The following is a 22,343-nucleotide window of genomic DNA, read 5'->3' as shown; positions in this document are numbered from 1 at the left end:
CTGGCTTCAAATATACTCAGCATATAACAGCAAATGGAGAACGATAATGACCGCCACATTGCCACCTAGTATTAATTTCACGACGCCCACGACAAAGCAACCTATAGATCGCCGTCGCTTTCTGAAAGTCAGTGCGGCAACCCTAGGGATGGCAGCGCTTCCTGGCAGTTTGGCATTCGCCTCTAACGCACCGACTAAAGTTGGATTGCAGCTGTACACCTTGCGCGACATGATGGCGGTGAGTGTGCCTGCGACCTTAAAATTAGTCGCCGCGGTGGGGTATAAAGAATTGGAATTTGCCGGTTATTTTGAGCATAAACCCAGTGAAATAAGAAAACTGCTGCAAGGGGAAGGCCTCACCGCACCTTCTGCCCATATTAGTTTAGAAACCTTTGACAATGGCGTAAACGGGGTAATTGATCACGCATTGGAGGTAGGTCATAAATTTGTTGTTCTGCCTTATTTGAGCGAAGAACAACGGGGTAAAGATATAGATACTTATAAGCGCCTTGCCGAGCGGTTGAATATCATTGGAACAGCGTGCAGCAAGGCTGGATTAACCCTGGCTTACCACAACCATGCGTTTGAATTTGAAATGCGCAATGGTCAACTACCCTTCGATGTATTGCTGAATGAAACAGATGCTAATCTGTTGGCTATGGAAATGGACTTATACTGGATGGTAAAAGCACAGCAAGACCCCTTAGTGTATTTTAAACAGTACCCAGGACGCTTTAAGTTATGGCATGTGAAAGATATGGATAAAGCAGGTAATTTTGCGGATGTAGGTACGGGAACAATAGATTTCAAAGTAATCTTTGCTCAATCCAAATTAGCCGGTGTCGAGCACTTCTTTGTTGAGCGCGATAAAACGGACAACAAGTTACAAACTATCCAGCAAGGTTATAAAGCACTCGCCGCTTTACGTGCTGGTTAAACAGCGTTGCATTGAGAAAAATCCTACCCACGGTGTGAGGGGGGTAGCAATTTTTGCTACCCCCCGTATTCATATTGTTAATGATGCCAACAAACCTCGGGGTTAATAACCCTTATTCAACTCATCAAGCTGAGATTGCGCTGGAACCACCTAAAACCGATAGTTCAACGAGAGCAAGCCCATCGTTTTTTGACGATCATCAATGATAGGTGAGTATTCAATATCTTTATCCAATTGTGTGTACTTAGCCATTGCTGATACTGACCAGTTTTTATCAATTTTGTAAGTCACCACTAAACCAATATAAGCATTGACCGTTGTACTAAGAGCATACTGGTCGAATACATCAGACTCACCTGCGGCCACACCATAATAGTAGTTTGACACATCTGCACTGTTATAGGATACGCCTATAGTGGGCACCACCATCACATTCTCGCCTAAATGAATGGGATAAGAATAATCAGCATCTATTATATAACCATCTCCGTTGCCCAATAGGTCATGGGAGGCCGCAGCACTTATACTGCCTAACTTACTCGAGTGTGACATCTTAACACCGGCATAGTATGAAAGATCTCGATCTGACAACGCTCGGATTGCTTCGTTATCAGAGTCCGAGCTATCTAAAAATCCATCACCGGGCTTCAAGATGATTGAAAATGTCAAGTCTTGGTACTGCATCACCTTATAATCAAATGCAAAGCCTCTAAAGGTTAGGTTTTCGCTTTTGTAGGTAACGAAAGGCAGTGCCATAATTCGACTGTCTACACCGATATAGGGGTTATCCACTGCAATTACACCAGCGCCAACTGTCCACTGCCCGTCTGTTGCTTGTGCCTGGTGCGACAGGGAAACACAAGCCATCACTAACCCTAAACTTACATAATTAAGTGTTTTCATAATATTCCTTTGTATTTTTGATCTGTGTTTGGACCTTCCAAAACAGTCTAATCAAAACTTACTGGCTAGACTGTTACAGTGTGTAATGTTTTGGTAGCCAGTTGTAACATTCTGTTAGGGTTAGGGTTAGGTTCGGTTAAACGCCACATAGATCTTCAGCCCCTCTCTTTTAACCATGTTTCTTGGTAGATTCAGCAGTGTTTAAGATTCGCAGAGGTGTAGTTGGCTGATGATAACCATGTAATAAAACTAGTAAGGGGCAAGTACGTTAGAAAGTCTGCTGTTGGATCATACTTTTAGCACAATAGAGGGCTATCTCCTGTGACAACGAGATAGCCTAAGACAGTAAAACGATCGCAGCTAGCTTTGGCTGGATAACAAGATTAACGGCAGCCCTTCACCGCGTCAATGCCTCCTATTTGATCAAGCATTGAATTGGCCTGTAGGTTAATTTGTTCAATGGTTAAAGGCCACGGATAGCGCGCAGAGGAAAACGGAAAGATCACATACAATATGATGCCAGTCGGCGCTCCTTGCCCGGTACGGGGATTAGGTGAGGTCCCCCCCAAGGTTTCAGCTAAGCGGATAGACATTTCGCCCAATTCAGCTTTTGACGGTCCTACATCCCCCACAACGAAGGCCGATGACTGGCCATTTGCTAAATTATAAGCCACGCCCAAGTCGCCCATTTTTCCACTGCCTTTGAGCTTGTAGAACTTCCCCGGGTACACCAAGTAAGGGATAGTAGTGGCATCAACATAGCGATTTGGGTCGCTAACATCCCTGATGTTTGCGTTGATCAAAGCGGTTTTGGAGACCATAAATCCAGCAAACTGTCCCTCTTTCTGAGTATAAGCCTCCGTCGGATCAGTTGGACTTTTAACCAGTACGTCTGGCCACCAAGTAGACTTGGGGTAGCCCGCGTTGGCAGGACAATCCAACCCTTTAAAGGGGCCAGAGCCTCCACAGGGCAAGCCTATATCATCAGGGTGATAAGCATTAGGTGCCCCATCAGCGTCCAAATGGATAATATTGGATGTAAATGCAATGGCAGTATTAGTCTGGTCTCGATATAAGGTACTACTTTTATATTCTTGCCAATGCTGAAACTCGCACTTCTCCTCAGCCAAAGCATTGATCATAGGTGTAAATAGTAGAACTGATAAAAGTAAAGGTTTCATAAAGGTACCTGTTGGAATGTGTCACTCCATACTGTTTAATTTTCATACAAAAGTCAAAAGGGTAATATTAGCCTCATCAAGACAACAACCGCCGAATTTCATTGTCGACATACCAGCTTGGAACTATTTGGTTAACCCTCGCATAATGTCCTCATAATGGCACTTTAAGGGCTTTTACTCGAAATAAGTTCCATATTTTGAACATTAAGCGAAGAATCATAATGTGACATATATCGAATATTAAGCTACAATATTGACTTAATGTTTAATTTATAGGACTTAGTGGGTGCAGCGTGAACAGTACAGATTCAGTTGAAGCCTTAGGTGAGCGTCTCAAACAGGCAAGACTCAACCTCGATCTCACTCAACAAGATGTGGCAACCCAAGCGGGCATATCTCGTAAAGCGGTGATTAACGCCGAAAAAGGTAAAACCCAACTGGATACCTTTGTTGCTATCCTATATGCATTGGGTTTACAGGGACATTTGGACCTCTTTCTGCCACCCCAACCACCGTCTCCCATTCAACTAGAGAAACGTCAAGGTAATAAAAGACGCAGAGCATCGGGGACCAAAACAAACGAACACCAGGATGAACCATCATGGTAATGGAGGTAGTTAAGGTTAGTTACCAAGGAAAAGAAGTCGGTGTGGTCAGTTACAATGAACAAACCCGACTTGGGGCTTTTGAATATTATCCTAGTTTTATTAAAACCGGTATTCAACTCTCGCCACTTAAAATGCCCTTATCAAAAACTATCTATAGCTTCCCAGAAGCCGATTTTGAGGCATTTAAAGGCTTACCTGGTTTAATTGCAGATTCCTTACCTGATGACTTCGGTAATGCCGTGATTAACGCTTGGGTTGCCGCCCAAGGGAAATCACCACAAGATATTACCCCCCTTCAGAGACTTAAATATACCGGTCCCCGTGGCATGGGAGCGCTAACCTATGCCCCTGCAACACGGCTCAAAAACCTAAATTCATCTCAGCTAATCGCTGTGGACACCTTAGTTGAAATCGCTCAGGAGATTATTAACCAACGAGCTGATTTTGAAGTTTCCCTGTCTGACTCAGGTCAAGAAGACAAACAAGCGATGATGGCATTAATGTCAGTCGGCATGAGTGCCGGTGGAGCAAGACCCAAAGCAGTGCTGGCCTTTAATCAAGATTTCACTCAAGTCCGCTCTGGTCAAACAGATGCACCTGAGGGCTTTACTCACTATTTAATGAAATTTGATGGTGTCAGTGAACACCATCAAAATCAACAAACCTTTGGCGATCCTATGGGCTACGGCGCGATGGAGTACGTGTATTACTTAATGGCAAAAAACTGCGGAATAGACATGATGCCCTGCTCTTTGCTAAACGAAGGGAATAGACGCCATTTTGTGACTCAGCGATATGATAGAATAGGCAATCAAAAAGTGCACGTTCAAACGCTTAACGCTATGGCCCACGTTAGCTATAAACAGGTTGGCAGTTTCTCCTATGCAGAGCTATTTCACGTGGCTCGGCAATTAAAGTTATCCGCTCAGGATGCAGAGCAAATTTTTCGCCGCATGATTTTCAATGTAGTAGCACGAAATCATGATGACCATGCGAAAAACGTGTCTTTCCTATTTGATAGTGATCAGCAATGGCAGCTAGCTCCTGCCTATGATTTGGCATATAGCTACAAACCCGGTAGCAAATGGGTAAATAGTCATTGGATGTCAATTAATGGTAAGCGGGATAATTTTAATCGTCAGGACTTTTACACCTTTAAATCTATAAGTGCTTTATTTACTAAACAAAAAGTAGATCACCTTATTGATCACACCATAGAACAGGTGTCTCAATGGCGTAAACTGGCCCTGCAGCACCATGTGCCAAAAACATTGGTAGATGAAATAAGGTTCAATTTACGGCTGAGTATTTAACCTAGCTTGATTAAAATTTGTCAAAGGTAAATCTGAATTTTTTATGGATAACACTTGGTTTTATAGGCACAAACTTGTAGTTTATGCTGCATGTTAAAGGCTCCACTCATACTTGGAATTCAATATGCGCCATGTTTTCTACCTCTTTTGCTTAATTACTTGGCCAACAGTGATTTTTTTCAGTTTTATACAGATGCAAACACTATGGTTGCTAGTACTGCTAATGCCGATCACTATTGTGGGCTTTTATGATATTTTTCAAACCAAGCATGCATTGCTTAGAAATTATCCAGTAGTTGGCCATGGCCGCTGGTTAATGGAAGATATCCGCCCCTTTGTAAGACAATACCTTTTCGAATCAGAGACCGACGGAACACCAGTGAATCGCATGTTCCGCTCAGTCATTTATCAGCGTGCAAAAGGCGCATTAGATACCCTACCTTACGGTACAAAACTGAATACTCAAGAAGTGGGGTACGAATGGATAAGCCACTCCATTGGTGCCATACATTACGATTCTGATAAAGCTGAACCAAGGGTAAAAGTCGGTGGCCCCGCCTGTCTGCAACCCTACGAAGCGAGTGTTTTCAATATTTCAGCCATGAGTTTTGGCTCTTTAAGCTCCAATGCTATTCGTGCCCTCAATAAAGGCGCTAAATTAGGCAATTTTTATCATAACACTGGCGAAGGTAGTGTCAGTCCCTATCATTTAGAGCATGGCGGGGATTTGGTATGGCAAATCGGCACCGGCTACTTTGGTTGCCGCACCCAGCAAGGGGCGTTTTGCCCTAATAGCTTTGCAAAAACGGCCATAGAGCCATCGATAAAAATGATCGAGATTAAGCTTTCCCAAGGTGCTAAGCCCGGTCATGGTGGTATTTTACCTGCGGATAAAAATACCGCTGAAATTGCTCGTATCAGATTGGTCGAACCTGGCACGCGAGTGGATTCGCCGCCAGGGCACAGTGCCTTTTCCACCCCGTTACAAATGATGGACTTCATTGAGCAGTTGCGAACTTTATCAAATGGCAAACCTATTGGTTTTAAACTTTGTATCGGTCAAAGGAGTGAATTCGTAGCGATCTGTAAAGCCATGGTGGAAACGGGTATTAAACCAGATTTCATTACCGTAGATGGCGGTGAAGGGGGCACGGGTGCAGCGCCATTGGAGTATTCCAACTCAGTAGGTATGCCCCTTCGTGAAGCCCTCGTTTATGTCTGTGATATTTTAAAAGGATTTGACCTTAAGAAAGACATAAAAGTGATTGCCAGTGGCAAAACGTTCACCGGATTCCATCTAGTCAAAAATATCGCGGTTGGAGCCGACATGTGTAACAGCGCTCGCGGCATGATGATGGCGATAGGCTGTGTTCAATCTTTGGTGTGCAATACCAATGAATGTCCTACCGGTGTAGCCACTCAAAAGCGTGCTTTGGCCAAAGGCTTGGTGGTGGAAGATAAAGCACAACGGGTCGCGCGCTATCATGCTGAGACAGTCAACGCCACTTTAGATATAGTCTCTTCCGCGGGATTGCGTGATCACAGTCAACTCAACCGCGGACATATTTTTCGCCGAACAAGTGAAACAGAGATCAAGCGCTACGATGAGATTTATCCCAGTCTAGCAGTAGGCTGTTTATTAACTGATGATTACCCCCAACAATTCAAAAAAGAAATGCAAGAATCTTCATCTGCATGCTTTATGCCAAAAGTTTATGTGGTAGAAAGTACTAGCGGACTTAAAACTATCAATGAGAAAACTGGTTAAAAACTAACAATAGACCAACAGAAAATTAAATGAGGTGAATGTGACTACTAACAATCAAGCAAAAAATATTGCTTTTATCGGCTTAGGCGTAATGGGTTATCCCATGGCGGGCTACCTTGCTAAAGCAGGTCACAACGTCACCGTATACAATCGTACCGTTGAGAAGGCCGAAAAGTGGGTGGCGCAATATGGCGGTAAGCTTGCTGCAACCCCAGCCCTTGCAGCACAGGATCAACAGGTCGTGTTTGCCTGCGTGGGTAATGATGATGATCTTCGCTCGGTGACAACCGCTGAAAATGGGGCATTTCAAACCATGCCAAAGGGAAGCACTTTCGTAGATCATACCACCACCTCTGCGACCGTGGCCATTGAACTTGCTGAGATTGCTGCCAAAACTCACATTGCTTTCATAGATGCACCCGTATCAGGTGGTCAAGCTGGCGCAGAGAATGGCCAACTCACGGTAATGGTAGGTGGTGAGCCACAAGACTACACCAAGGTTGAATCATTAATTGACTGTTATGCTAAGATGCAAAAGCGCTTAGGGCCTGTTGGCTACGGTCAACTTAGTAAGATGGTTAACCAAATATGCATCGCAGGGATTGTGCAAGGATTATCAGAAGCTATGCACTTTGCCACACAAAGCGGATTAGATCCCAACGCCGTAGTAGAGGTAATTTCTAAAGGGGCTGCTCAATCATGGCAAATGGAAAACCGCGCGCACACCATGGTAGATAATAAATTCGACTTTGGTTTCGCCGTAGATTGGATGCGTAAAGATCTTGGCATAGTGCTGGACCAAGCACGTATTGTCGGAGCACATCTGCCAGTTACGGCCTTGGTCGATCAATTCTATAGCCAAGTACAGGCTAATGGTGGGGGGAGATTTGATACCTCTAGCCTAATTACCCTACTGGCTAAAAATAACAAATAATAGAGTATAAATTATAATTATTGTTATCTATTTAACTTAACCGTTATGCTTGGATCTCAGTGTAAAATCAACTCGAGATCCAAGTTTTGAATCTTTCTCAATATCTCCAAGAAAATGAATATTTTAATTACTCTCATCCATCAATACAGTCTCTAATCTCAAGTATTGAAGAGCCTGATCCCTATCAAAAAATTATTGCCGCTTATTATTTAATTCGTGACAACATTGCCTACAATCCCTACACTTTTAGCGATGGCGTCGAGGCACTAAAAGCCAGTTATGCCGCGACACATGATAGCGCCTACTGCATACCTAAGTCCGCTTTATTGGTTGCCGTTAGTCGTGCACTAGGAATTCCCGCTCGGATAGGATTGGGGGATGTACGCAACCACCTTTCTAGCCCCAAATTGATCGATTGGTTAAAAACTGATTTGTTTGTTATGCATGGCTACGCGGAAATTTATATGCATGATAAATGGGTGAAATGCACACCTGTTTTTAATCACACACTCTGTGAAAAGTTCAACATTCAGCCACTGAATTTTGATGGAAAGTCTGATTCCTTGTTTCACTCTTTCACTCAATCGGGTGACAAGCATATGGAGTATGTGACCGATCATGGCAGCTTTGCTGAGATGCCGGTAGAGAAGATATTCGATGCCGTCAGTCAGGCTTACCCACACATTTCGTTGTTTAATCAAAGCTATTCTGACGCAACTAACAGACCAGCTAGTTTGGAGGCTGAAATAACCAAGATCTGAAGTCTAAATACCTAAAAGTTCGTTGGATTGACTAATTCAACTTTGTCACTTTGCCATGTGTCAACAATTTATCTATTTATTTCAATATGTTAAGAGTTGGCCCGAGTCCTGCTAAAGTGAAAGTATCTAAATTAAATTCAACAACACTTATCACGATTTGGGAACACAATGTCAACTTCATTCTTAATAAAATCAATCAGCAAAGCCGCCATCATCAGTGCCGCAGTTCTTTCTGTTTCTGCTTGTATTATCCATGTTGGTAATGATAGCGATGACACCCACGGAAACGGCGTAAGTAGTATTTTTGGTGGTCTTGATGTATCCCAAGGCAAACACGTTTCAAACGTAAGCTCAGTTAATGGCAGCATCAATTTAGCTGATTCAGTCAATGCTAGGAATGTAGACACAGTCAATGGTGATATTGACATGGGTCAATACGTTACCGTTAAAAGTGCCAAAACAGTTAATGGAGATATAGAAGCCCAGCAAGACTTTCACAGTCAAGGTCCGGTTGAAACGGTTAATGGCAGTATTCGGCTAACGAGTCATTCTCGGGTGGACGGTGACGTGGAGAATGTCAACGGCGTCATCGAATTATCAGGCGTTATCGTTTCAGGCAACACCACTACGTACAATGGCGATATTATTCTCAAAGATGGTTCACAAATTCAAGGTGACATAATCTTTTATACCCGAAATCAACGCAAAGCCCCTCGCACCCTGCCCGTTTTAAAAATTGAAAATGGCGTGATTATTGATGGTCAGATCATTTTAAGACAAGAAGTAGAATTACAAATTGACGATGCTCAATTGCTTAAAAAAGTCAGCATTGAATACGGTGAATAAGACGTCCCACGCACTACATTCTTAACGATTGCTAAGCCAAATTAGTGGTCTGAGTTATATCCCTGCCATTAGGCTGTCTATTCAACATTTATTGTTGTCTAAAGGCAGCCATTTTTTATTCACCAAACTGCACACATAATTAATCCTGCCCAAAGGTTAATGCTCAACCAAGCTTTACCATGATTTAAATATAGAATTCCTTTAAAAATGAATATGTTGTTCTACATTGAGGATAGTATTAGAGTAGCTGAATATGATCCATAATAAAGCCGATGGGTTACTACTAACATAACCATTGGTTTTATCTCATTGAGTTACTCAGGTTAACCCTGAATCAAACTAGCTATTTTACTAGATTAAGGAAAATTATGACCACAATTCTAATCTGCCTGGCAATAGCGACAATCATGCCGATATTATTCAAAGCACCACTTGCCGTTGCAATGAATCAACAAGGGGGCTACGACAACCGCCATCCGCGGGCCCAACAGAGTCAACTCAGCGGATTTGGTGGACGAGCAAAAGCGGTGCATGAAAACAGTTTTGAAGCGCTGATCATGTTCACCCCTGGGGCACTTGCTGCTATTGTAACCCATCAAGTGGGCGACATTGCCCAATATCTAGCCATCACGTTTATTATTGCCCGTACCATCTATGCATTTTGTTATTGGTTCAATATTCATGTACTCAGAAGTGTTGTTTGGCTAGTGGGTTTCATCTGCTCTATTGGCTTACTGGTTATTTCAATCTAGCCTTTGTGTTCCCCTACAATCAAAAAAATCCCGTCTACGACAGTGACGGGATTTTTATGTCTGGGATAATCAGTAGATAACTAGTCAGCTTTACGTTTGCTATTCACTTTGTGTTTTTTTACGGAACGGCGCATACGACTGATCCTCACATGATCTAATTTATTACGCTTTTCGTTGACCAGACTTTCAGTTTCATAGGGCAACTGGACTGATTTACGCAAGGTATTGAGTTCTGGCAGCTCTAATTCCATCCACCCGCCCTGTGGTAAGCGCTTATGCAACTCTAGGCCACCGTAATTGACTCGAATTAGGCGGCTCACCTGTACGCCTTGTGATTCCCATAAACGGCGCACTTCTCGGTTACGTCCTTCAGATAAGGTCACGTTGAACCAAGTATTCAGACTTTCGTCATCTCCAGGGCGACGAGCGATAGTGGTAAACTTAGCCATGCCATCTTCAAGCTCAACGCCTTTTTTAAGCTTATTTACCATACTGTTGTCGACTTCGCCAAATACACGAACGGCGTATTCCCGCTGCACTTCATGCTTAGGATGCATCAATCGATTGGCAAGCTCACCATCATTGGTAAACAATAATAATCCACTGGTGTTGATATCCAAACGGCCTACCGCAATCCAGCGGCCATGTTGTATTTTGGGTAGACGATCAAAAACCGTCGAACGACCTTCAGGATCTTTACGGCTACATAATTCACCTTCTGGCTTGTTATACATCAGCACTCGGCAGACCGGTTTTTCTTGCTGAATTGACAACAAGTGTCCATCGATCCGAATCTGATCGGTAACTTCCACTCGATCGCCCAAAGTGGCGAGGGTACCGTTAACCGAAATACGCCCTTGCTCTATCCATTTCTCCATCTCGCGACGAGAACCTTTACCGGCATTAGCCAGCACTTTTTGTAATTTTTCACTCATTAGTGTAAATGCTCTTTGTTTATGTCTGTCTCTGCTATCACAGCAGGTTGACTGGGATCTAAGTCCTGTATGATTGTAGCTTGCTCTGCTGGTAAAGACTGTTTTTCTGACTCTGTTTCGAGAGAGTCTGACAGCATTTCGAAGTTTTGCATCGGCGGCAAATCAGCTAGACTTTGTAATGAAAAGTAATCTAAAAACTCTTTAGTTGTAGCATATAAAGTTGGCCTTCCGGGTACCTCTTTATGCCCGACAGCTTTAATCCAGCTACGTTCTGTCAGGGTCTTAATAGTGTGACTACTAACCGCTACGCCACGCACATCTTCTATCTCGCCACGGGTAATGGGTTGTCGATAGGCAATCAGCGACAAGGTTTCTAACAAAGCGCGGGAATACCGTGGCGCCTGCTCATTCCGAAGTTTACTCAACCAAGGGCTCAAGCTGTCCATGGATTGAAATCGATAACCTGAGGCAACTTCTACCAACTGCACACCCCGAGGCGCGTAATCCAGCACCAATTCAGCTAAGGCGTCCGCTAGACGCTTTTTTGATATTTTGAGACCTTCAAGCACACTCTCCTGCAGTTTTTCTTTGGTCAGTGGCTCATCGGCAACAAAAATCGCCGCTTCAACTAACTGTTTTAATTGCACATCGGTTAACTTTGCCATAGAGCTTCACCTGTATCGTCACTGTCACTCATGCTGCGCAGTTTAAGGTGTATTTGACTCAGAGGGTGGGCCTGCACCAATTCCACCAGCTGTTCTTTAACTAACTCGAGAATGGCTAAAAAGGACACCACCACACCCGCTTTTCCTTCATCCACCGTAAACAACAATTCAAAATCGCTAAATCCATCACTGCTCAATTGCTGCAGAATTTTACTCATCCGCTCACGGGTCGACAACGCTTCTCGAGCGATTTGATGATGCTCGAAGGCTTTGACCTTTTTAAGCACGGACTGAAAAGCCAACACCACATCTTGTAGATTAACCTGCGGTTGGATCTTGATAGGTTCAACACTGTCACTGGGCACCCCATGGGCAACAAACACATCTCTTTCCAACCGAGGTAAGCCGTCCATCTCCTGCGCGGCTAGTTTAATCGCCTCATATTCTTGTAAACGTCTTATCAACTCTGCCCGAGGATCATCTTCTTCATCCTCAGCATCAGGTCGTTTAGGTAACAATAATCGCGATTTCACTTCAGCTAAAATAGCCGCCATCAATAAATATTCAGCTGCCAATTCTAGCTTTAAGTCTTTCATCACTTCTACATATTGCATATATTGCTGGGTAATTTGCAAAATCGGTAGATTAACAATATCAAACTTGTGCTTACGGATAAGATACAACAATAAATCCAATGGCCCCTCGAACGCTTCGAGAATAACTTCCAGTGCATCCGGCGGAATATATAGATCCTCCGGCTTGACCAACATAGCTTCGCCGTTGACGAACGCCAAAGGCAAAGGTTGCTGGATAGGCGCTTTAGGTGCTTGTGTATCTTTCATTAATAATTAACCAAACACGCTGCTATCACCACTTCCTTCACGAATAATCACCACATCACCTTCGGACATATCAATTACCGTAGTAGGTTGCTCGCCCAGATAACCACCATTGATGATAAGCTCAACCTGACGCTCTAATTTATCTCTAATATCATCAGGGTCGAATTCAGCTTGAGTTTCGCCGGGTAAAATCAACGTAGTTGACATTAATGGCTCGCCAAGCTCCTCTAACAATTGCAAGGCAATGGCATTGTTGGGCACCCGGATACCGATAGTTTTACGCTTTGGATTCTGTAATCGCTTAGGGACTTCTTTGGTCGCCTTCAAAATAAAGGTGTAAGGCCCTGGGGTATTATTTTTAATCAGCCTGAATGCAGTGTTATCTACCCGTGCATATATAGAAAGCTCTGACATGTCACGGCACATCAGAGTAAAGTTATGATCTTTGCCAATTTGACGAATTCGACACAACTGCTCAAGGGCGTTTTTATCATCCATCTGGCAGCCAATGGCATAACCTGAATCGGTGGGATATACCACTACACCGCCACTGCGAATAATTTCACACGCTTGACGTAACAAACGCTGCTGAGGATTATCTGGATGAATATAAAAATACTGACTCATAAAAACTTATTTAACCGTATGTGTGGCTGATATTCAGCACTAAAAACTATTCTAAATGTGATTTTTCTTACGCTGCAATGCTAGCCCAATTGTGCCAAATCGGTGTGAGCTTATCAGGAACTGATAAATTTTTGCCCAACTCAGTCCAACGACTTGGAAAATGAAAATCTGAGCCAGTGGAAGCAAGCAGCTTATGCTCCAATGTTAACTCCACCAGCAATTGGCGCTTAGTAGCAGCCAAATGGGGGTGATTGGCTTCTATGCCGTCGCCATTTGCCGCAGCAAACTCACCTACCAAGCGACGTAACCATTTAGCCGTCATATCATAATGACCAGGATGGGCTAATACGGCTTGCCCACCGGCTTCTTGAATCCATTGAATCGCTTCTTCAAAAGAGATCCATTCAGGCTTAACATGGGCTTTCTTTCCTTTACCTAAATACTTTTTAAAGGCCGACTCCATGTCGCTCACTGCTTGCTGCTTGATCAACGCTCTAGCGAAGTGAGCGCGTGTGATCTGGCCTTTTCCGGCCAGCGACTTAGCAATTTCATAAATACCAGGCACGCCAGCTTTATCTAATTTGTGAGCTATTTTTAATGCTCGATCTTCCCTACGTTTGGATTGGCAAGCTAATCTTTCTAACAAAAGACTGTCTTGATGATCGACGTTTAATCCCACTATATGAATATCAAAACCATGCCAAGAGGTGGAAATTTCCACGCCAGGAATTATGGTCAAATCCCGTTTGTACTCTTGCTGATATTCGAGCAACTCTGCAATACCTTGAACAGTGTCATGATCTGTCAGGGCCAACACATCTACTTGCATATTATGCGCACGCATCAGCAGTTCTTCAGGCGACAAATGCCCGTCTGAATAATGACTATGACTATGTAGGTCGATTTTTTTAGGTTCTATCATATAACGCATTGGTCCATTATTTTAACTTTTTTATAGCCTGATCTATTGACACAACAGCCCATTTGTTTTCTTCTATAGGGGCTCTGGTGCATTATATGTTAAACACCAAAAAATAATCAGATTAATTAACCGTTAATCTTTCGACTTTACGATAATTGAGCCCAAGTTAATAAATATGAACACAAACATCCAAACAGCAGAAAACAAAAATTGGTGGTGGCACATCCCTAACTAGCGGGCTGTGAGTGTTTGTATTTGTACAAATAGTTTTAAAAGGCCCGTTTAACGGGCCTTTTTCGTATCTGCCCGAAACGATTTCATTTGCAGTATATTTTGACCTTGAGAAAGATAATATGAGTTTAACGCAATTAAGCGATCAACCAGGTATCGCCGAGACACTCGTCCGACAAGGACCCTATGTTAAAGATCCACTCAATGCGTTTCAGCAATTATGTGCCAACAAAGCCAATTGCTTGTTACTCGAATCAGCTGAAATCGACAGTAAAGACAATTTAAAAAGTTTAATCTTACTCGATTCGGCATTAAAATTAGTCTGCAACGGTCAAATTGTGCAGATAACGGCATTGAACGACAATGGCGCATCTTTACTTCCTCTATTTCTGTTACACCGCCCCCCATCAGTCACGACTCAATCAGCTGCTGATGGTTTGAGTTTAACCTTAGTTTTCCCCCCTGCCAATGATGACTTAGACGAAGATGCGCGTCTCAAAGCACCTGCTGTATTTGATGCATTGCGTTTAATGGTCAAGCGGATTCGTTGTTTGCGGGAACATCCGCAGAATTTATTTTTAGGCGGTGCCTTTGCCTATGATTTGTTAGCTAGCTTCGAAAAATTACCTGACGTAGCAGAGAGTGAAAATAGCTGCCCAGATTTCGTATTTTACCTTGCTCAATCACTTTTGGTTATCGACCATCAAAAGCAAACAACCGAAGTGATTAATAGCGTCTTTAGCGGTGCAAATGTAGCCAATAGTTATTTTGCTGTTAGCCAGCAAATGGAACAGACCTTAGGCCAACTTGAATCGCTCACTGAGCTGCCTGCCCAGCAAATTGAAGCCATAGAGTGTGACCTTAAAGTCGACAAAGACGATGAGCACTTTAAACAAGATGTGCTGGATCTCAAGGAACACATTCTGGCAGGTGATATCTTTCAAGTGGTGCCGTCCCGCAGTTTCAGTCTGCCCTGCCCCCATCCCTATCTTGCCTATGCCAAACTAAAGAAACAAAATCCCAGCCCCTACATGTTTTACTTGCAAGATGAAGACTTTAGTATGTTCGGAGCCTCTCCCGAGTCAGCTTTAAAATATGAACATCAAACCAATCAAGTAGAAATCTATCCTATCGCCGGCACTCGACCAAGAGGAAAACATGCAGACGGCAGCATCAACCTTGACCTGGATAGTCGTATAGAGCTGAACCTGCGTGAAGACCAAAAAGAGAAAGCGGAACATATCATGTTAGTTGATTTGGCCCGTAATGATGTGGCGAAAGTGTCCAAACCCAGCACCCGTTATGTAAAAGATTTGCTCAAAGTAGATCGTTATTCCCACGTTATGCATCTCGTCTCCCGCGTGGTAGGTCAGCTTCGTGATGACTTGGACGCGTTACATGCTTATGCCGCTTGTATGAATATGGGAACCTTAGTCGGTGCCCCTAAAGTCAGTGCCGCCAGCCTAATTCGTCAAGTTGAGAAAAAGCGCCGAGGCAGTTATGGCGGTGCAGTCGGTTATATTAACGGTCATGGCGACATGGATACCTGTATCGTGATCCGCTCGGCGTTTGTTAAAAATGACGTTGCGTATATTCAAGCAGGTGCAGGGGTTGTATATGATTCGGATCCGCAGGCCGAAGCGGATGAAACTCGCGCCAAAGCACAAGCTGTTATCAGCGCCATTCTGGCTTCAGTTACTCCAACTCTATCTCAGGAGAATCAAGCATGAACAAGCCGATCAGTGTCTTCCTGTTAGATAATTTTGACTCTTTCACTTATAACCTAGTGGATGAGCTTAGAGGCTTAGGCCATGAGCTCACCATATATCGCAACTCTGTCTCGGCAGACAAGATATTCAAACGCATGCAGCAGCAATCTGATTCAAGCCAAGTCGTCTTGTTATTGTCACCTGGCCCAGGTACACCAAAAGACGCAGGCTGTTTGTTAACTCTACTGAATCTAGTTAAAGGTCATTTCCCGGTTTTGGGCATTTGCCTTGGTCATCAGGCCATAGTGCAGTCTTATGGTGGCGACGTGGTGCGCAGTGACGAAGTGATGCACGGCAAAGCATCCTATATTAATCATTCTGCTCAAGGCGTTTTTGCTAACTTGCCTAGCCCATTGCCTGTTGCTCGATACCATTCACTCATGGCCAGCAATATGCCACCTGAATTACCGGTGATCGCCCAGTACAATGATATCCCCATGGCTGTTAGTCACACCAAGGACATGATGTTAGGCTTCCAATTTCATCCCGAATCCATTTTAACCTCTCAAGGTAGCCAGTTGCTTGACCAAAGCATCCATTACCTGACGCAAAAGGCATAAGTATGAATCAAGACCTTCTTCGAACCCATCTTGAATCAGTCTACCAAGGGCATAACTTGTCTCAGCAAGACTGTCAGTCACTGTTTTCCTTAATCGTAAAGGGCGAATTAAATGACATTGTCATTTCATCTTTGCTCACCGCTTTAAAAATAAAGGGTGAAACACCAGATGAAATTGCCGGCGCAGCTGGCGCATTAATTGAAAATGCCAGCTCTTTTGAGCGCCCAGACTATGATTTTGCCGACATAGTAGGCACAGGCGGTGATGGTCACAACACCATTAATATCTCTTCAGCAGCAGCTATAGTAGCGGCAAGCTGTGGATTGAAAGTGGCCAAACACGGTAATCGCAGTGTATCGAGCAAATCGGGCTCTGCTGACTTGTTCCGTACTTTCGGAATGGATCTTGGCATGAGTGCGGCGACTGCCCGTGAATGTTTGGATCAGGCTAATCTGAGTTTTTTATTTGCACCTAATTATCATGCAGGGATCAAATATGCGATGCCTGTGCGCACAACTCTAAAAACCCGCACTTTGTTCAATTTACTGGGACCTTTAGCCAATCCGGCTAAGCCGACTCATATGATGATAGGTGTATATGCGCCAAAATTTGTGCTTCCTTTCGCGAAAACGTTACGCTTACTGGGCTACAAACACGCCTTGGTGGTTCATGGCAGTGGCTTGGACGAATTAGCCTTACATGGTCCATCACAGGTTGCAGAGCTAGCGGAGGATGAAATTACTCAATACACCCTGACCCCAGCTGAGTTTGGTTTACAGCAACATTCACTAAAAAGTATTGAAGGCGGTGAACCAGAACAGAACAAAGCACATATAGAGAGGGTGCTCTCTGGTCAAGGACAAGAAGCCCATCAGGCTGCCATTGCAATTAATGCAGGCGCACTACTAAAATTGACCGGTAAAGTAGATAGTTACCAACGTGGCGCAGATATGGCCATTGATGCGATGCAATCGGGTAGAGCTTTAGAAACTATACTATCTGCTGCAATCATCAGTCAGCAAGGAGTTAACTAAGTGGCAAATGTGTTAGAAAAAATTGTGGCTGACAAACATCAGGAGTTGTCCCAACGTAAAGAACAACTGCCGCTGGAGTCGTTTATCAGCACACTGACACCCTCGGACAGAAGCTTTTACGATGCTTTGGCACACCCTAACGCTGGCTTTATTTTTGAATGTAAAAAAGCCTCACCTTCCAAAGGGCTGATCCGCGAAGATTTCAATTTAGATGAAATTATTCAAGCATATTTACCCTACGCAGCCTGTATTTCGGTACTTACCGATGAAAAGTATTTCCAAGGTAAGTTCGAGTATCTGGAATATGTGCGTGATAGGGTTCATCAGCCAGTGCTCAATAAGGATTTTTTTGTCGCCCCCTATCAGATTTATCTGGCCAGATATCACCATGCTGACGCGGTTTTATTGATGCTATCGGTGCTAGATGATGAAAGCTATCAACAACTTGCTGAATTAGCTGCTCAATATCAACTCGACGTATTAACTGAGGTGAGTAACGAAACTGAAGTACACAGAGCAATTGCCTTGGGTGCAAAGATCATTGGTATTAATAACCGAGATCTTCGTGACCTAAGCACGGACCTTGCGACAACCGAAAAATTGGTTCCCTTGATAAAAGCCTCGTCACATCAATGCTTAATTATTTCTGAGTCGGGTATCTATACCAATAAAGATGTTCGAAGATTGGCATCGCTGGTTGATGGCTTTTTGGTTGGCAGCTCTGTCATGGCCGAACAGAATATTAGCCGTGCAGTGAAAAAACTGCTTTATGGAACAGTGAAAGTTTGCGGTATCACCTGTATAGAAGACGCGCAACACGTTAAAGATAGTGGTGCACTCTATGCGGGCTTAATATTTGCCGATGGCTCCCCTCGCAAGATAGCACTCCCAAAAGCCAAGCAGATTGTAAACGCGGTTCCTTTTGCTTATGTCGGTGTATTTGTCAATGCCACAATCCCTTTGATTGTTGAATATGCCAACACCTTGAAGTTATCTGCTGTGCAGTTGCACGGTAATGAACAACAAACCTTTATAGACGAACTGCGTGATCAACTCCCCCAACATTGCCAGATATGGAAAGCGCTAGCGGTAACTTTTGGAGATACAGAATTGTTGTCACCGACTGTTTTTCGAAACCTAGACTGCATTGTCTACGACTGTAAGGTAGGTAATCAATCAGGTGGCACAGGAAAACAATTCGATTGGCAATTGTTATCCCAACTACCGGCAACTAATTCGGTCTTCGTTGCTGGAGGCATTACCCCAGAGAATATTAGCCTAGCCGCCAACACGCCTGCCCAAGGCATAGATATTAACTCTGGGGTGGAAGTTGCGCCGGGAATTAAAGATCACAACAAAATTACTCAAGCGTTTAGCGCGCTTAGAACCTTTAAATGAACTTAATAATAAATTTAATTAAAAAGAGAATCAGATGAATAACTTATCAAGTAAATTTGGTGACTACGGGGGTATGTACGTACCTGAGCTTTTGATCCCAGCCTTGGATCAATTAGAACAAGCCTTTATTGATGCTCAACAAGACCCAGATTTTCAAGCAGAATTCATGGGATTGTTGAAAGATTATGCTGGCCGTCCAACGGCTATGACCTTAAGTCGCAATCTAGTTAATAACCCGAAGGTTAAATTGTACCTTAAACGTGAAGATCTGCTCCACGGTGGTGCGCACAAAACCAATCAAGTACTTGGACAGGCATTGCTAACCAAACGCATGGGTAAGACAGAAGTCATCGCCGAAACCGGCGCGGGCCAACACGGTGTAGCCACAGCACTTGCCTGTGCTTTGATGGGGTTAAAAGCCAGAATTTACATGGGTGCGAAAGATGTCGAACGACAAGCGCCAAATGTATTTAGAATGCGTTTGATGGGAGCTGAAGTAATTCCTGTCACCGCAGGCTCTGGCACATTGAAAGATGCAGTAAATGAAGCCATGCGCGATTGGTCAGCCAATTATGACAAAGCACATTATTTGTTGGGTACCGCTGCCGGTCCTCACCCTTTCCCAACTATTGTACGCGAATTTCATCGCATGATCGGTGAAGAAACCCGTGCACAGATAATGGAAAAAGAAGGCCGTTTGCCTGATGCAGTAGTGGCCTGTGTGGGTGGCGGCTCTAATGCTATCGGTATGTTTGCCGATTTTATTGACGAGCCCAGTGTGCGCTTAATCGGCGTAGAGCCGGCGGGTAAAGGTCTGCATACCGCCGAACATGGTGCAGCTATTTGTACCGGTAGCAAAGGTATATTACACGGTGCCTATAGTTATATCATGCAAGATGCTGACGGACAGATCGAAGAGTCTTACTCTGTTTCAGCTGGACTTGACTACCCTGCTGTAGGTCCCCAACATGCATACTTGCATGATATTGGCCGCGCAGAGTATGTCGCCGTTACAGATACGGAAGCATTAAATGCGTTTCAGTTATTAGCTCGCAAGGAAGGTATTATCCCTGCCCTAGAGTCAGCACATGGTTTAGCCTATGCCATTGATATGGCAGAAGAAGCAGAAGATGGCACAATTATCGTGCTAAATTTATCCGGTCGTGGAGACAAAGATCTTGCCCACGTACATAGCATTCTAGGAGATCAGCAATGAGCCGTTATGCCAACATGTTTGAAAAATTAAAGGCTGACAACCAAGGAGCTTTCGTCCCCTTTGTAATGTTAGGTGATCCGGATAAACAAACTTCGTTCAACATTATCAAAACGTTAGTTGAAAATGGCGCAGATGCGTTAGAGCTGGGTATTCCGTATTCTGATCCTATTGCGGATGGCACTACTATCCAAAATGCCAGTATCCGTGCCTTAGCAAACAAAATCACTCCTGCGGATTGTTTTGACGTGATCAAGCAAATTCGCCAACAGTTCGAAGATATACCAATTGGCCTCTTGTTATATAGCAATTTAGTCGTCAGAAAAGGCCTACCGAATTTTTATCACTTGGCAGCCGAGTCAGGTGTTGATTCAATCTTGATTGCTGATGTGCCTTTACGTGAAGCCGATCCGTTCATTGCGGCGGCCAAAGCAAATGGTATTCAACAAATCTTGATTGCACCGCCTAATGCAAGTGATGAAACTCTTGCCGAGATTGGTCAAAAATCCCAAGGATATACCTATTTACTTGGCCGTGCGGGTGTAACCGGCGCAGAAACTGCCGCCACGATACCTGCTGATGAGTTAATCAGTAAGTTAACCCGCTATGAAGTGGCTCCCCCACTGCTGGGGTTTGGTATATCTCAACCAGCGCAAGTTGCAGAGGCGATTAAAGCTGGTGCCGCAGGTGCTATATCAGGCTCGGCAACGGTTAATATCATTGCAGAGAACCTAGACCAACCCAGCAAAATGTTAAAAGAATTAGGCGAGTTTGTTCAGCAGATGAAAGCCGCTACGCATAAATAAGGACAGTTAATGCTATACATTATTTATTCAGAAGATGTACAGAATAGCCTACCGCTTCGCAAACAATCCCGTCCGGCTCATTTACAGCGTGTGGAAGCACTTAAGACCGCAGGTCGATTGGTGTTAGCCGGCCCTTGCCCAGCTATCGATAACGAAGATCCCGGTGAAGCGGGTTTCACCGGCTCATTAATAGTGGCAGAGTTTGACAGCTTAGCCGAAGCACAATTGTGGGCCGACACAGATCCGTACATCACTGCAGGCGTTTATGCTAAAGTCACAGTTAAACCCTACAAGAAGGTGCTACCTTAACTATGGCTAATCTAAGCATCACGCCTTATGTGAGTATTGCTGAAGACGAATTTGATATGACAGCCATCCGCGCCCAAGGTGCGGGTGGTCAGAATGTTAATAAAGTATCTAGTGCGATCCATTTACGCTTCGATATACAAGCTTCATCATTACCCGAACACTATAAAGAGGCTTTACTTAGCAGCCGTGATAGTCGCTTAACCAATGATGGCGTGTTGATTATCAAAGCCCAGAGTTACCGCACTCAGGAACAGAATAAAGAGGACGCGATTGCGCGATTATTAGAAATCATCCAAAAGGCCGGTGAAAAGCCCAAACCTCGGCGTGCCACCAAACCGACAAAATCGTCACAAATACGTCGGGTCGAAGGTAAAAAGAAACAAGCCAAAATAAAAACTATGCGCAGAAAAGTTGATTTAGAGTAACAACCGTTACTCTATCTATCTCACGTCTTGCAACTTAAAAAATATCGATAAATAACGCCGTTAGCTCTCAAGTTTTTGTAAATTCAGCCGATGCGTACTTACACAGGATTTGAAAGGCTTGAAAACGTGACAGGCATTCGACATGGTATATTCCGTTGGCGCAAACAACTCACTCTGCTGTGTGCTGCATTATTAGTATTGTCAGCCTGTTCTCAGGTGCTTAACCTCGACATAGTTCGATTTGCCGATACAGATACCTATATTGTTCCTAAGACAACCTTATCAACAGTAGATCGCACGTTCTATACTGCATTTAGCGTGGGGAGTTGGCACTATAAAGGTGCGGATGCCAAATTCGGTGAAGTGAATGCCTATATTCAAATTCCGGAAAAACTCGACTTGGCCTCAGATGTCCAGCAACGGTATTTACAACAGGTTATTTGTCCCAAAGCAGATAATATCGATTTATGGCACCAACTTAAGAATGTCGATTTACAAGTCCATATATATACAAGCAACAAAAACAAATCTATTTCTGCCACTTGCATCAACCCACTGCAAAAAAACCATATGCTCGCAGCTAACGCTTAAACCACCTTTTGAT

The 22,343-nt window shown here is 43.8% G+C and carries 24 protein-coding genes; 17 read left to right on the top strand and 7 right to left on the bottom strand.

Annotated elements, in window-relative coordinates; translation table 11 throughout:
* Nucleotides 1-46: 46 nt before the first annotated feature.
* On the top strand, nt 47-937 hold the full coding sequence (locus tag QR722_RS07490; protein ID WP_286286744.1) for a TIM barrel protein: 891 nt from the start codon (nt 47-49) through the stop codon (nt 935-937).
* 150 nt (nt 938-1,087) lie between these two features.
* Here QR722_RS07490 and QR722_RS07485 read toward each other — a convergent pair whose 3' ends face one another.
* Together QR722_RS07485 and QR722_RS07480 are read right to left on the bottom strand one after the other, a co-directional pair.
* The gene (locus QR722_RS07485) at nt 1,088-1,840 is read right to left on the bottom strand and encodes a MipA/OmpV family protein (RefSeq protein WP_286286742.1); all 753 of its coding nucleotides are present in this window, start codon (nt 1,838-1,840) and stop codon (nt 1,088-1,090) included.
* Nucleotides 1,841-2,223: 383 nt separating this feature from the next.
* Entirely contained in the window at nt 2,224-3,021 is a 798-nt protein-coding gene (locus QR722_RS07480) for a glycoside hydrolase family 75 protein (protein WP_286286740.1), read from the bottom strand.
* A 293-nt stretch (nt 3,022-3,314) separates the two neighbouring features.
* Between QR722_RS07480 and QR722_RS07475 the strand changes: the two genes are divergently transcribed.
* The 7 genes from QR722_RS07475 to QR722_RS07445 all read left to right on the top strand — a co-directional run bounded on the left by QR722_RS07475 (nt 3,315) and on the right by QR722_RS07445 (nt 10,003).
* A complete protein-coding gene (locus tag QR722_RS07475; RefSeq protein ID WP_286286738.1) occupies nt 3,315-3,629 on the top strand; it encodes a helix-turn-helix transcriptional regulator in 315 nt (104 codons plus the stop codon).
* Entirely contained in the window at nt 3,623-4,942 is a 1,320-nt protein-coding gene (locus QR722_RS07470) for a type II toxin-antitoxin system HipA family toxin (RefSeq protein ID WP_286286736.1), read from the top strand. Before QR722_RS07475 ends, QR722_RS07470 begins: the two co-directional genes overlap by 7 nt.
* Nucleotides 4,943-5,135: 193 nt before the next feature.
* Nucleotides 5,136-6,710, top strand: coding sequence for an FMN-binding glutamate synthase family protein (locus tag QR722_RS07465; protein WP_286286734.1), 1,575 nt, complete (start codon nt 5,136-5,138; stop codon nt 6,708-6,710).
* A gap of 40 nt (nt 6,711-6,750) precedes the next feature.
* Nucleotides 6,751-7,644 (top strand): NAD(P)-dependent oxidoreductase, encoded by an 894-nt coding sequence (locus tag QR722_RS07460; protein WP_286286732.1) that lies wholly within the window; start codon nt 6,751-6,753, stop codon nt 7,642-7,644.
* Between the two features lie 86 nt (nt 7,645-7,730).
* Nucleotides 7,731-8,405, top strand: coding sequence for a transglutaminase-like domain-containing protein (locus tag QR722_RS07455; RefSeq protein ID WP_286286729.1), 675 nt, complete (start codon nt 7,731-7,733; stop codon nt 8,403-8,405).
* A 168-nt stretch (nt 8,406-8,573) separates the two neighbouring features.
* Nucleotides 8,574-9,251, top strand: coding sequence for a DUF4097 family beta strand repeat-containing protein (locus QR722_RS07450; protein WP_286286727.1), 678 nt, complete (start codon nt 8,574-8,576; stop codon nt 9,249-9,251).
* Nucleotides 9,252-9,619: 368 nt separating this feature from the next.
* The gene (locus QR722_RS07445) at nt 9,620-10,003 is read left to right on the top strand and encodes an MAPEG family protein (protein WP_286286725.1); all 384 of its coding nucleotides are present in this window, start codon (nt 9,620-9,622) and stop codon (nt 10,001-10,003) included.
* 80 nt (nt 10,004-10,083) lie between these two features.
* Here QR722_RS07445 and rluB read toward each other — a convergent pair whose 3' ends face one another.
* The 5 genes from rluB to QR722_RS07420 all read right to left on the bottom strand — a co-directional run bounded on the left by rluB (nt 10,084) and on the right by QR722_RS07420 (nt 13,994).
* Nucleotides 10,084-10,938: a 23S rRNA pseudouridine(2605) synthase RluB gene (gene rluB, locus QR722_RS07440; RefSeq protein WP_286286723.1), complete on the bottom strand. Its 855-nt coding sequence runs from the start codon at nt 10,936-10,938 to the stop codon at nt 10,084-10,086.
* Nucleotides 10,938-11,603: an SMC-Scp complex subunit ScpB gene (scpB, locus tag QR722_RS07435; protein WP_286286718.1), complete on the bottom strand. Its 666-nt coding sequence runs from the start codon at nt 11,601-11,603 to the stop codon at nt 10,938-10,940. Before scpB ends, rluB begins: the two co-directional genes overlap by 1 nt.
* Complete coding sequence (locus QR722_RS07430; RefSeq protein ID WP_286286715.1) at nt 11,591-12,445, bottom strand: segregation and condensation protein A; 855 nt, start codon at nt 12,443-12,445, stop codon at nt 11,591-11,593. The genes scpB and QR722_RS07430 overlap by 13 nt, the downstream gene beginning before the upstream one ends.
* A 6-nt stretch (nt 12,446-12,451) precedes the next feature.
* Nucleotides 12,452-13,072: an L-threonylcarbamoyladenylate synthase gene (locus QR722_RS07425; RefSeq protein ID WP_286286713.1), complete on the bottom strand. Its 621-nt coding sequence runs from the start codon at nt 13,070-13,072 to the stop codon at nt 12,452-12,454.
* Between the two features lie 67 nt (nt 13,073-13,139).
* Nucleotides 13,140-13,994: a PHP domain-containing protein gene (locus QR722_RS07420; RefSeq protein WP_286286711.1), complete on the bottom strand. Its 855-nt coding sequence runs from the start codon at nt 13,992-13,994 to the stop codon at nt 13,140-13,142.
* Nucleotides 13,995-14,347: 353 nt separating this feature from the next.
* On the opposite strand from QR722_RS07420, the gene QR722_RS07415 reads away from it, so the two are divergent.
* From QR722_RS07415 to QR722_RS07375, 9 genes are all read left to right on the top strand, one after another.
* Complete coding sequence (locus QR722_RS07415; RefSeq protein ID WP_286286709.1) at nt 14,348-15,955, top strand: anthranilate synthase component 1; 1,608 nt, start codon at nt 14,348-14,350, stop codon at nt 15,953-15,955.
* Nucleotides 15,952-16,554 carry an aminodeoxychorismate/anthranilate synthase component II gene (locus tag QR722_RS07410; protein WP_286286707.1) on the top strand — a complete coding sequence of 201 codons (603 nt, stop codon included), beginning with the start codon at nt 15,952-15,954 and terminating at the stop codon, nt 16,552-16,554. The genes QR722_RS07415 and QR722_RS07410 overlap by 4 nt, the downstream gene beginning before the upstream one ends.
* A 2-nt stretch (nt 16,555-16,556) precedes the next feature.
* Nucleotides 16,557-17,588, top strand: coding sequence for an anthranilate phosphoribosyltransferase (gene trpD / locus QR722_RS07405; RefSeq protein ID WP_286286706.1), 1,032 nt, complete (start codon nt 16,557-16,559; stop codon nt 17,586-17,588).
* Entirely contained in the window at nt 17,589-18,986 is a 1,398-nt protein-coding gene (trpCF, locus tag QR722_RS07400; RefSeq protein WP_286286704.1) for a bifunctional indole-3-glycerol-phosphate synthase TrpC/phosphoribosylanthranilate isomerase TrpF, read from the top strand.
* A gap of 34 nt (nt 18,987-19,020) precedes the next feature.
* Nucleotides 19,021-20,202, top strand: a complete 1,182-nt coding sequence (gene trpB / locus QR722_RS07395; RefSeq protein ID WP_286286702.1) for a tryptophan synthase subunit beta — start codon at nt 19,021-19,023, stop codon at nt 20,200-20,202.
* Nucleotides 20,199-21,005, top strand: a complete 807-nt coding sequence (gene trpA, locus QR722_RS07390) for a tryptophan synthase subunit alpha (protein ID WP_286286699.1) — start codon at nt 20,199-20,201, stop codon at nt 21,003-21,005. The genes trpB and trpA overlap by 4 nt, the downstream gene beginning before the upstream one ends.
* A gap of 9 nt (nt 21,006-21,014) precedes the next feature.
* Nucleotides 21,015-21,314, top strand: a complete 300-nt coding sequence (locus QR722_RS07385; RefSeq protein WP_286286696.1) for a YciI family protein — start codon at nt 21,015-21,017, stop codon at nt 21,312-21,314.
* Between the two features lie 2 nt (nt 21,315-21,316).
* Nucleotides 21,317-21,739, top strand: coding sequence for an alternative ribosome rescue aminoacyl-tRNA hydrolase ArfB (gene arfB / locus QR722_RS07380; protein WP_286286694.1), 423 nt, complete (start codon nt 21,317-21,319; stop codon nt 21,737-21,739).
* Nucleotides 21,740-21,829: 90 nt separating this feature from the next.
* Nucleotides 21,830-22,330, top strand: a complete 501-nt coding sequence (locus tag QR722_RS07375) for a hypothetical protein (protein WP_286286692.1) — start codon at nt 21,830-21,832, stop codon at nt 22,328-22,330.
* Nucleotides 22,331-22,343: the final 13 nt, after the last annotated feature.

Source organism: Aliiglaciecola sp. LCG003 (assembly GCF_030316135.1).
In the GTDB taxonomy this organism is placed as follows: Bacteria; Pseudomonadota; Gammaproteobacteria; order Enterobacterales; family Alteromonadaceae; genus Aliiglaciecola.
The sequence above is the reverse complement of the archived record's forward strand: the minus strand, read 5'-3'. Positions and strand labels throughout refer to the sequence as shown.

Coding starts and splice junctions, on each gene's coding strand:
- QR722_RS07490 (WP_286286744.1), top strand. CDS start 47: ATGACCGCCACATTGCCACCTAGTATTAATTTCACGACGCCCACGACA.
- QR722_RS07485 (WP_286286742.1), bottom strand. CDS start 1,840: ATGAAAACACTTAATTATGTAAGTTTAGGGTTAGTGATGGCTTGTGTT.
- QR722_RS07480 (WP_286286740.1), bottom strand. CDS start 3,021: ATGAAACCTTTACTTTTATCAGTTCTACTATTTACACCTATGATCAAT.
- QR722_RS07470 (WP_286286736.1), top strand. CDS start 3,623: ATGGTAATGGAGGTAGTTAAGGTTAGTTACCAAGGAAAAGAAGTCGGT.
- QR722_RS07465 (WP_286286734.1), top strand. CDS start 5,136: ATGCAAACACTATGGTTGCTAGTACTGCTAATGCCGATCACTATTGTG.
- QR722_RS07450 (WP_286286727.1), top strand. CDS start 8,574: ATGTCAACTTCATTCTTAATAAAATCAATCAGCAAAGCCGCCATCATC.
- QR722_RS07445 (WP_286286725.1), top strand. CDS start 9,620: ATGACCACAATTCTAATCTGCCTGGCAATAGCGACAATCATGCCGATA.
- rluB (WP_286286723.1), bottom strand. CDS start 10,938: ATGAGTGAAAAATTACAAAAAGTGCTGGCTAATGCCGGTAAAGGTTCT.
- scpB (WP_286286718.1), bottom strand. CDS start 11,603: ATGGCAAAGTTAACCGATGTGCAATTAAAACAGTTAGTTGAAGCGGCG.
- QR722_RS07430 (WP_286286715.1), bottom strand. CDS start 12,445: ATGAAAGATACACAAGCACCTAAAGCGCCTATCCAGCAACCTTTGCCT.
- QR722_RS07425 (WP_286286713.1), bottom strand. CDS start 13,072: ATGAGTCAGTATTTTTATATTCATCCAGATAATCCTCAGCAGCGTTTG.
- QR722_RS07420 (WP_286286711.1), bottom strand. CDS start 13,994: ATGATAGAACCTAAAAAAATCGACCTACATAGTCATAGTCATTATTCA.
- QR722_RS07415 (WP_286286709.1), top strand. CDS start 14,348: ATGAGTTTAACGCAATTAAGCGATCAACCAGGTATCGCCGAGACACTC.
- QR722_RS07410 (WP_286286707.1), top strand. CDS start 15,952: ATGAACAAGCCGATCAGTGTCTTCCTGTTAGATAATTTTGACTCTTTC.
- trpD (WP_286286706.1), top strand. CDS start 16,557: ATGAATCAAGACCTTCTTCGAACCCATCTTGAATCAGTCTACCAAGGG.
- trpB (WP_286286702.1), top strand. CDS start 19,021: ATGAATAACTTATCAAGTAAATTTGGTGACTACGGGGGTATGTACGTA.
- trpA (WP_286286699.1), top strand. CDS start 20,199: ATGAGCCGTTATGCCAACATGTTTGAAAAATTAAAGGCTGACAACCAA.
- QR722_RS07385 (WP_286286696.1), top strand. CDS start 21,015: ATGCTATACATTATTTATTCAGAAGATGTACAGAATAGCCTACCGCTT.
- arfB (WP_286286694.1), top strand. CDS start 21,317: ATGGCTAATCTAAGCATCACGCCTTATGTGAGTATTGCTGAAGACGAA.
- QR722_RS07375 (WP_286286692.1), top strand. CDS start 21,830: ATGCGTACTTACACAGGATTTGAAAGGCTTGAAAACGTGACAGGCATT.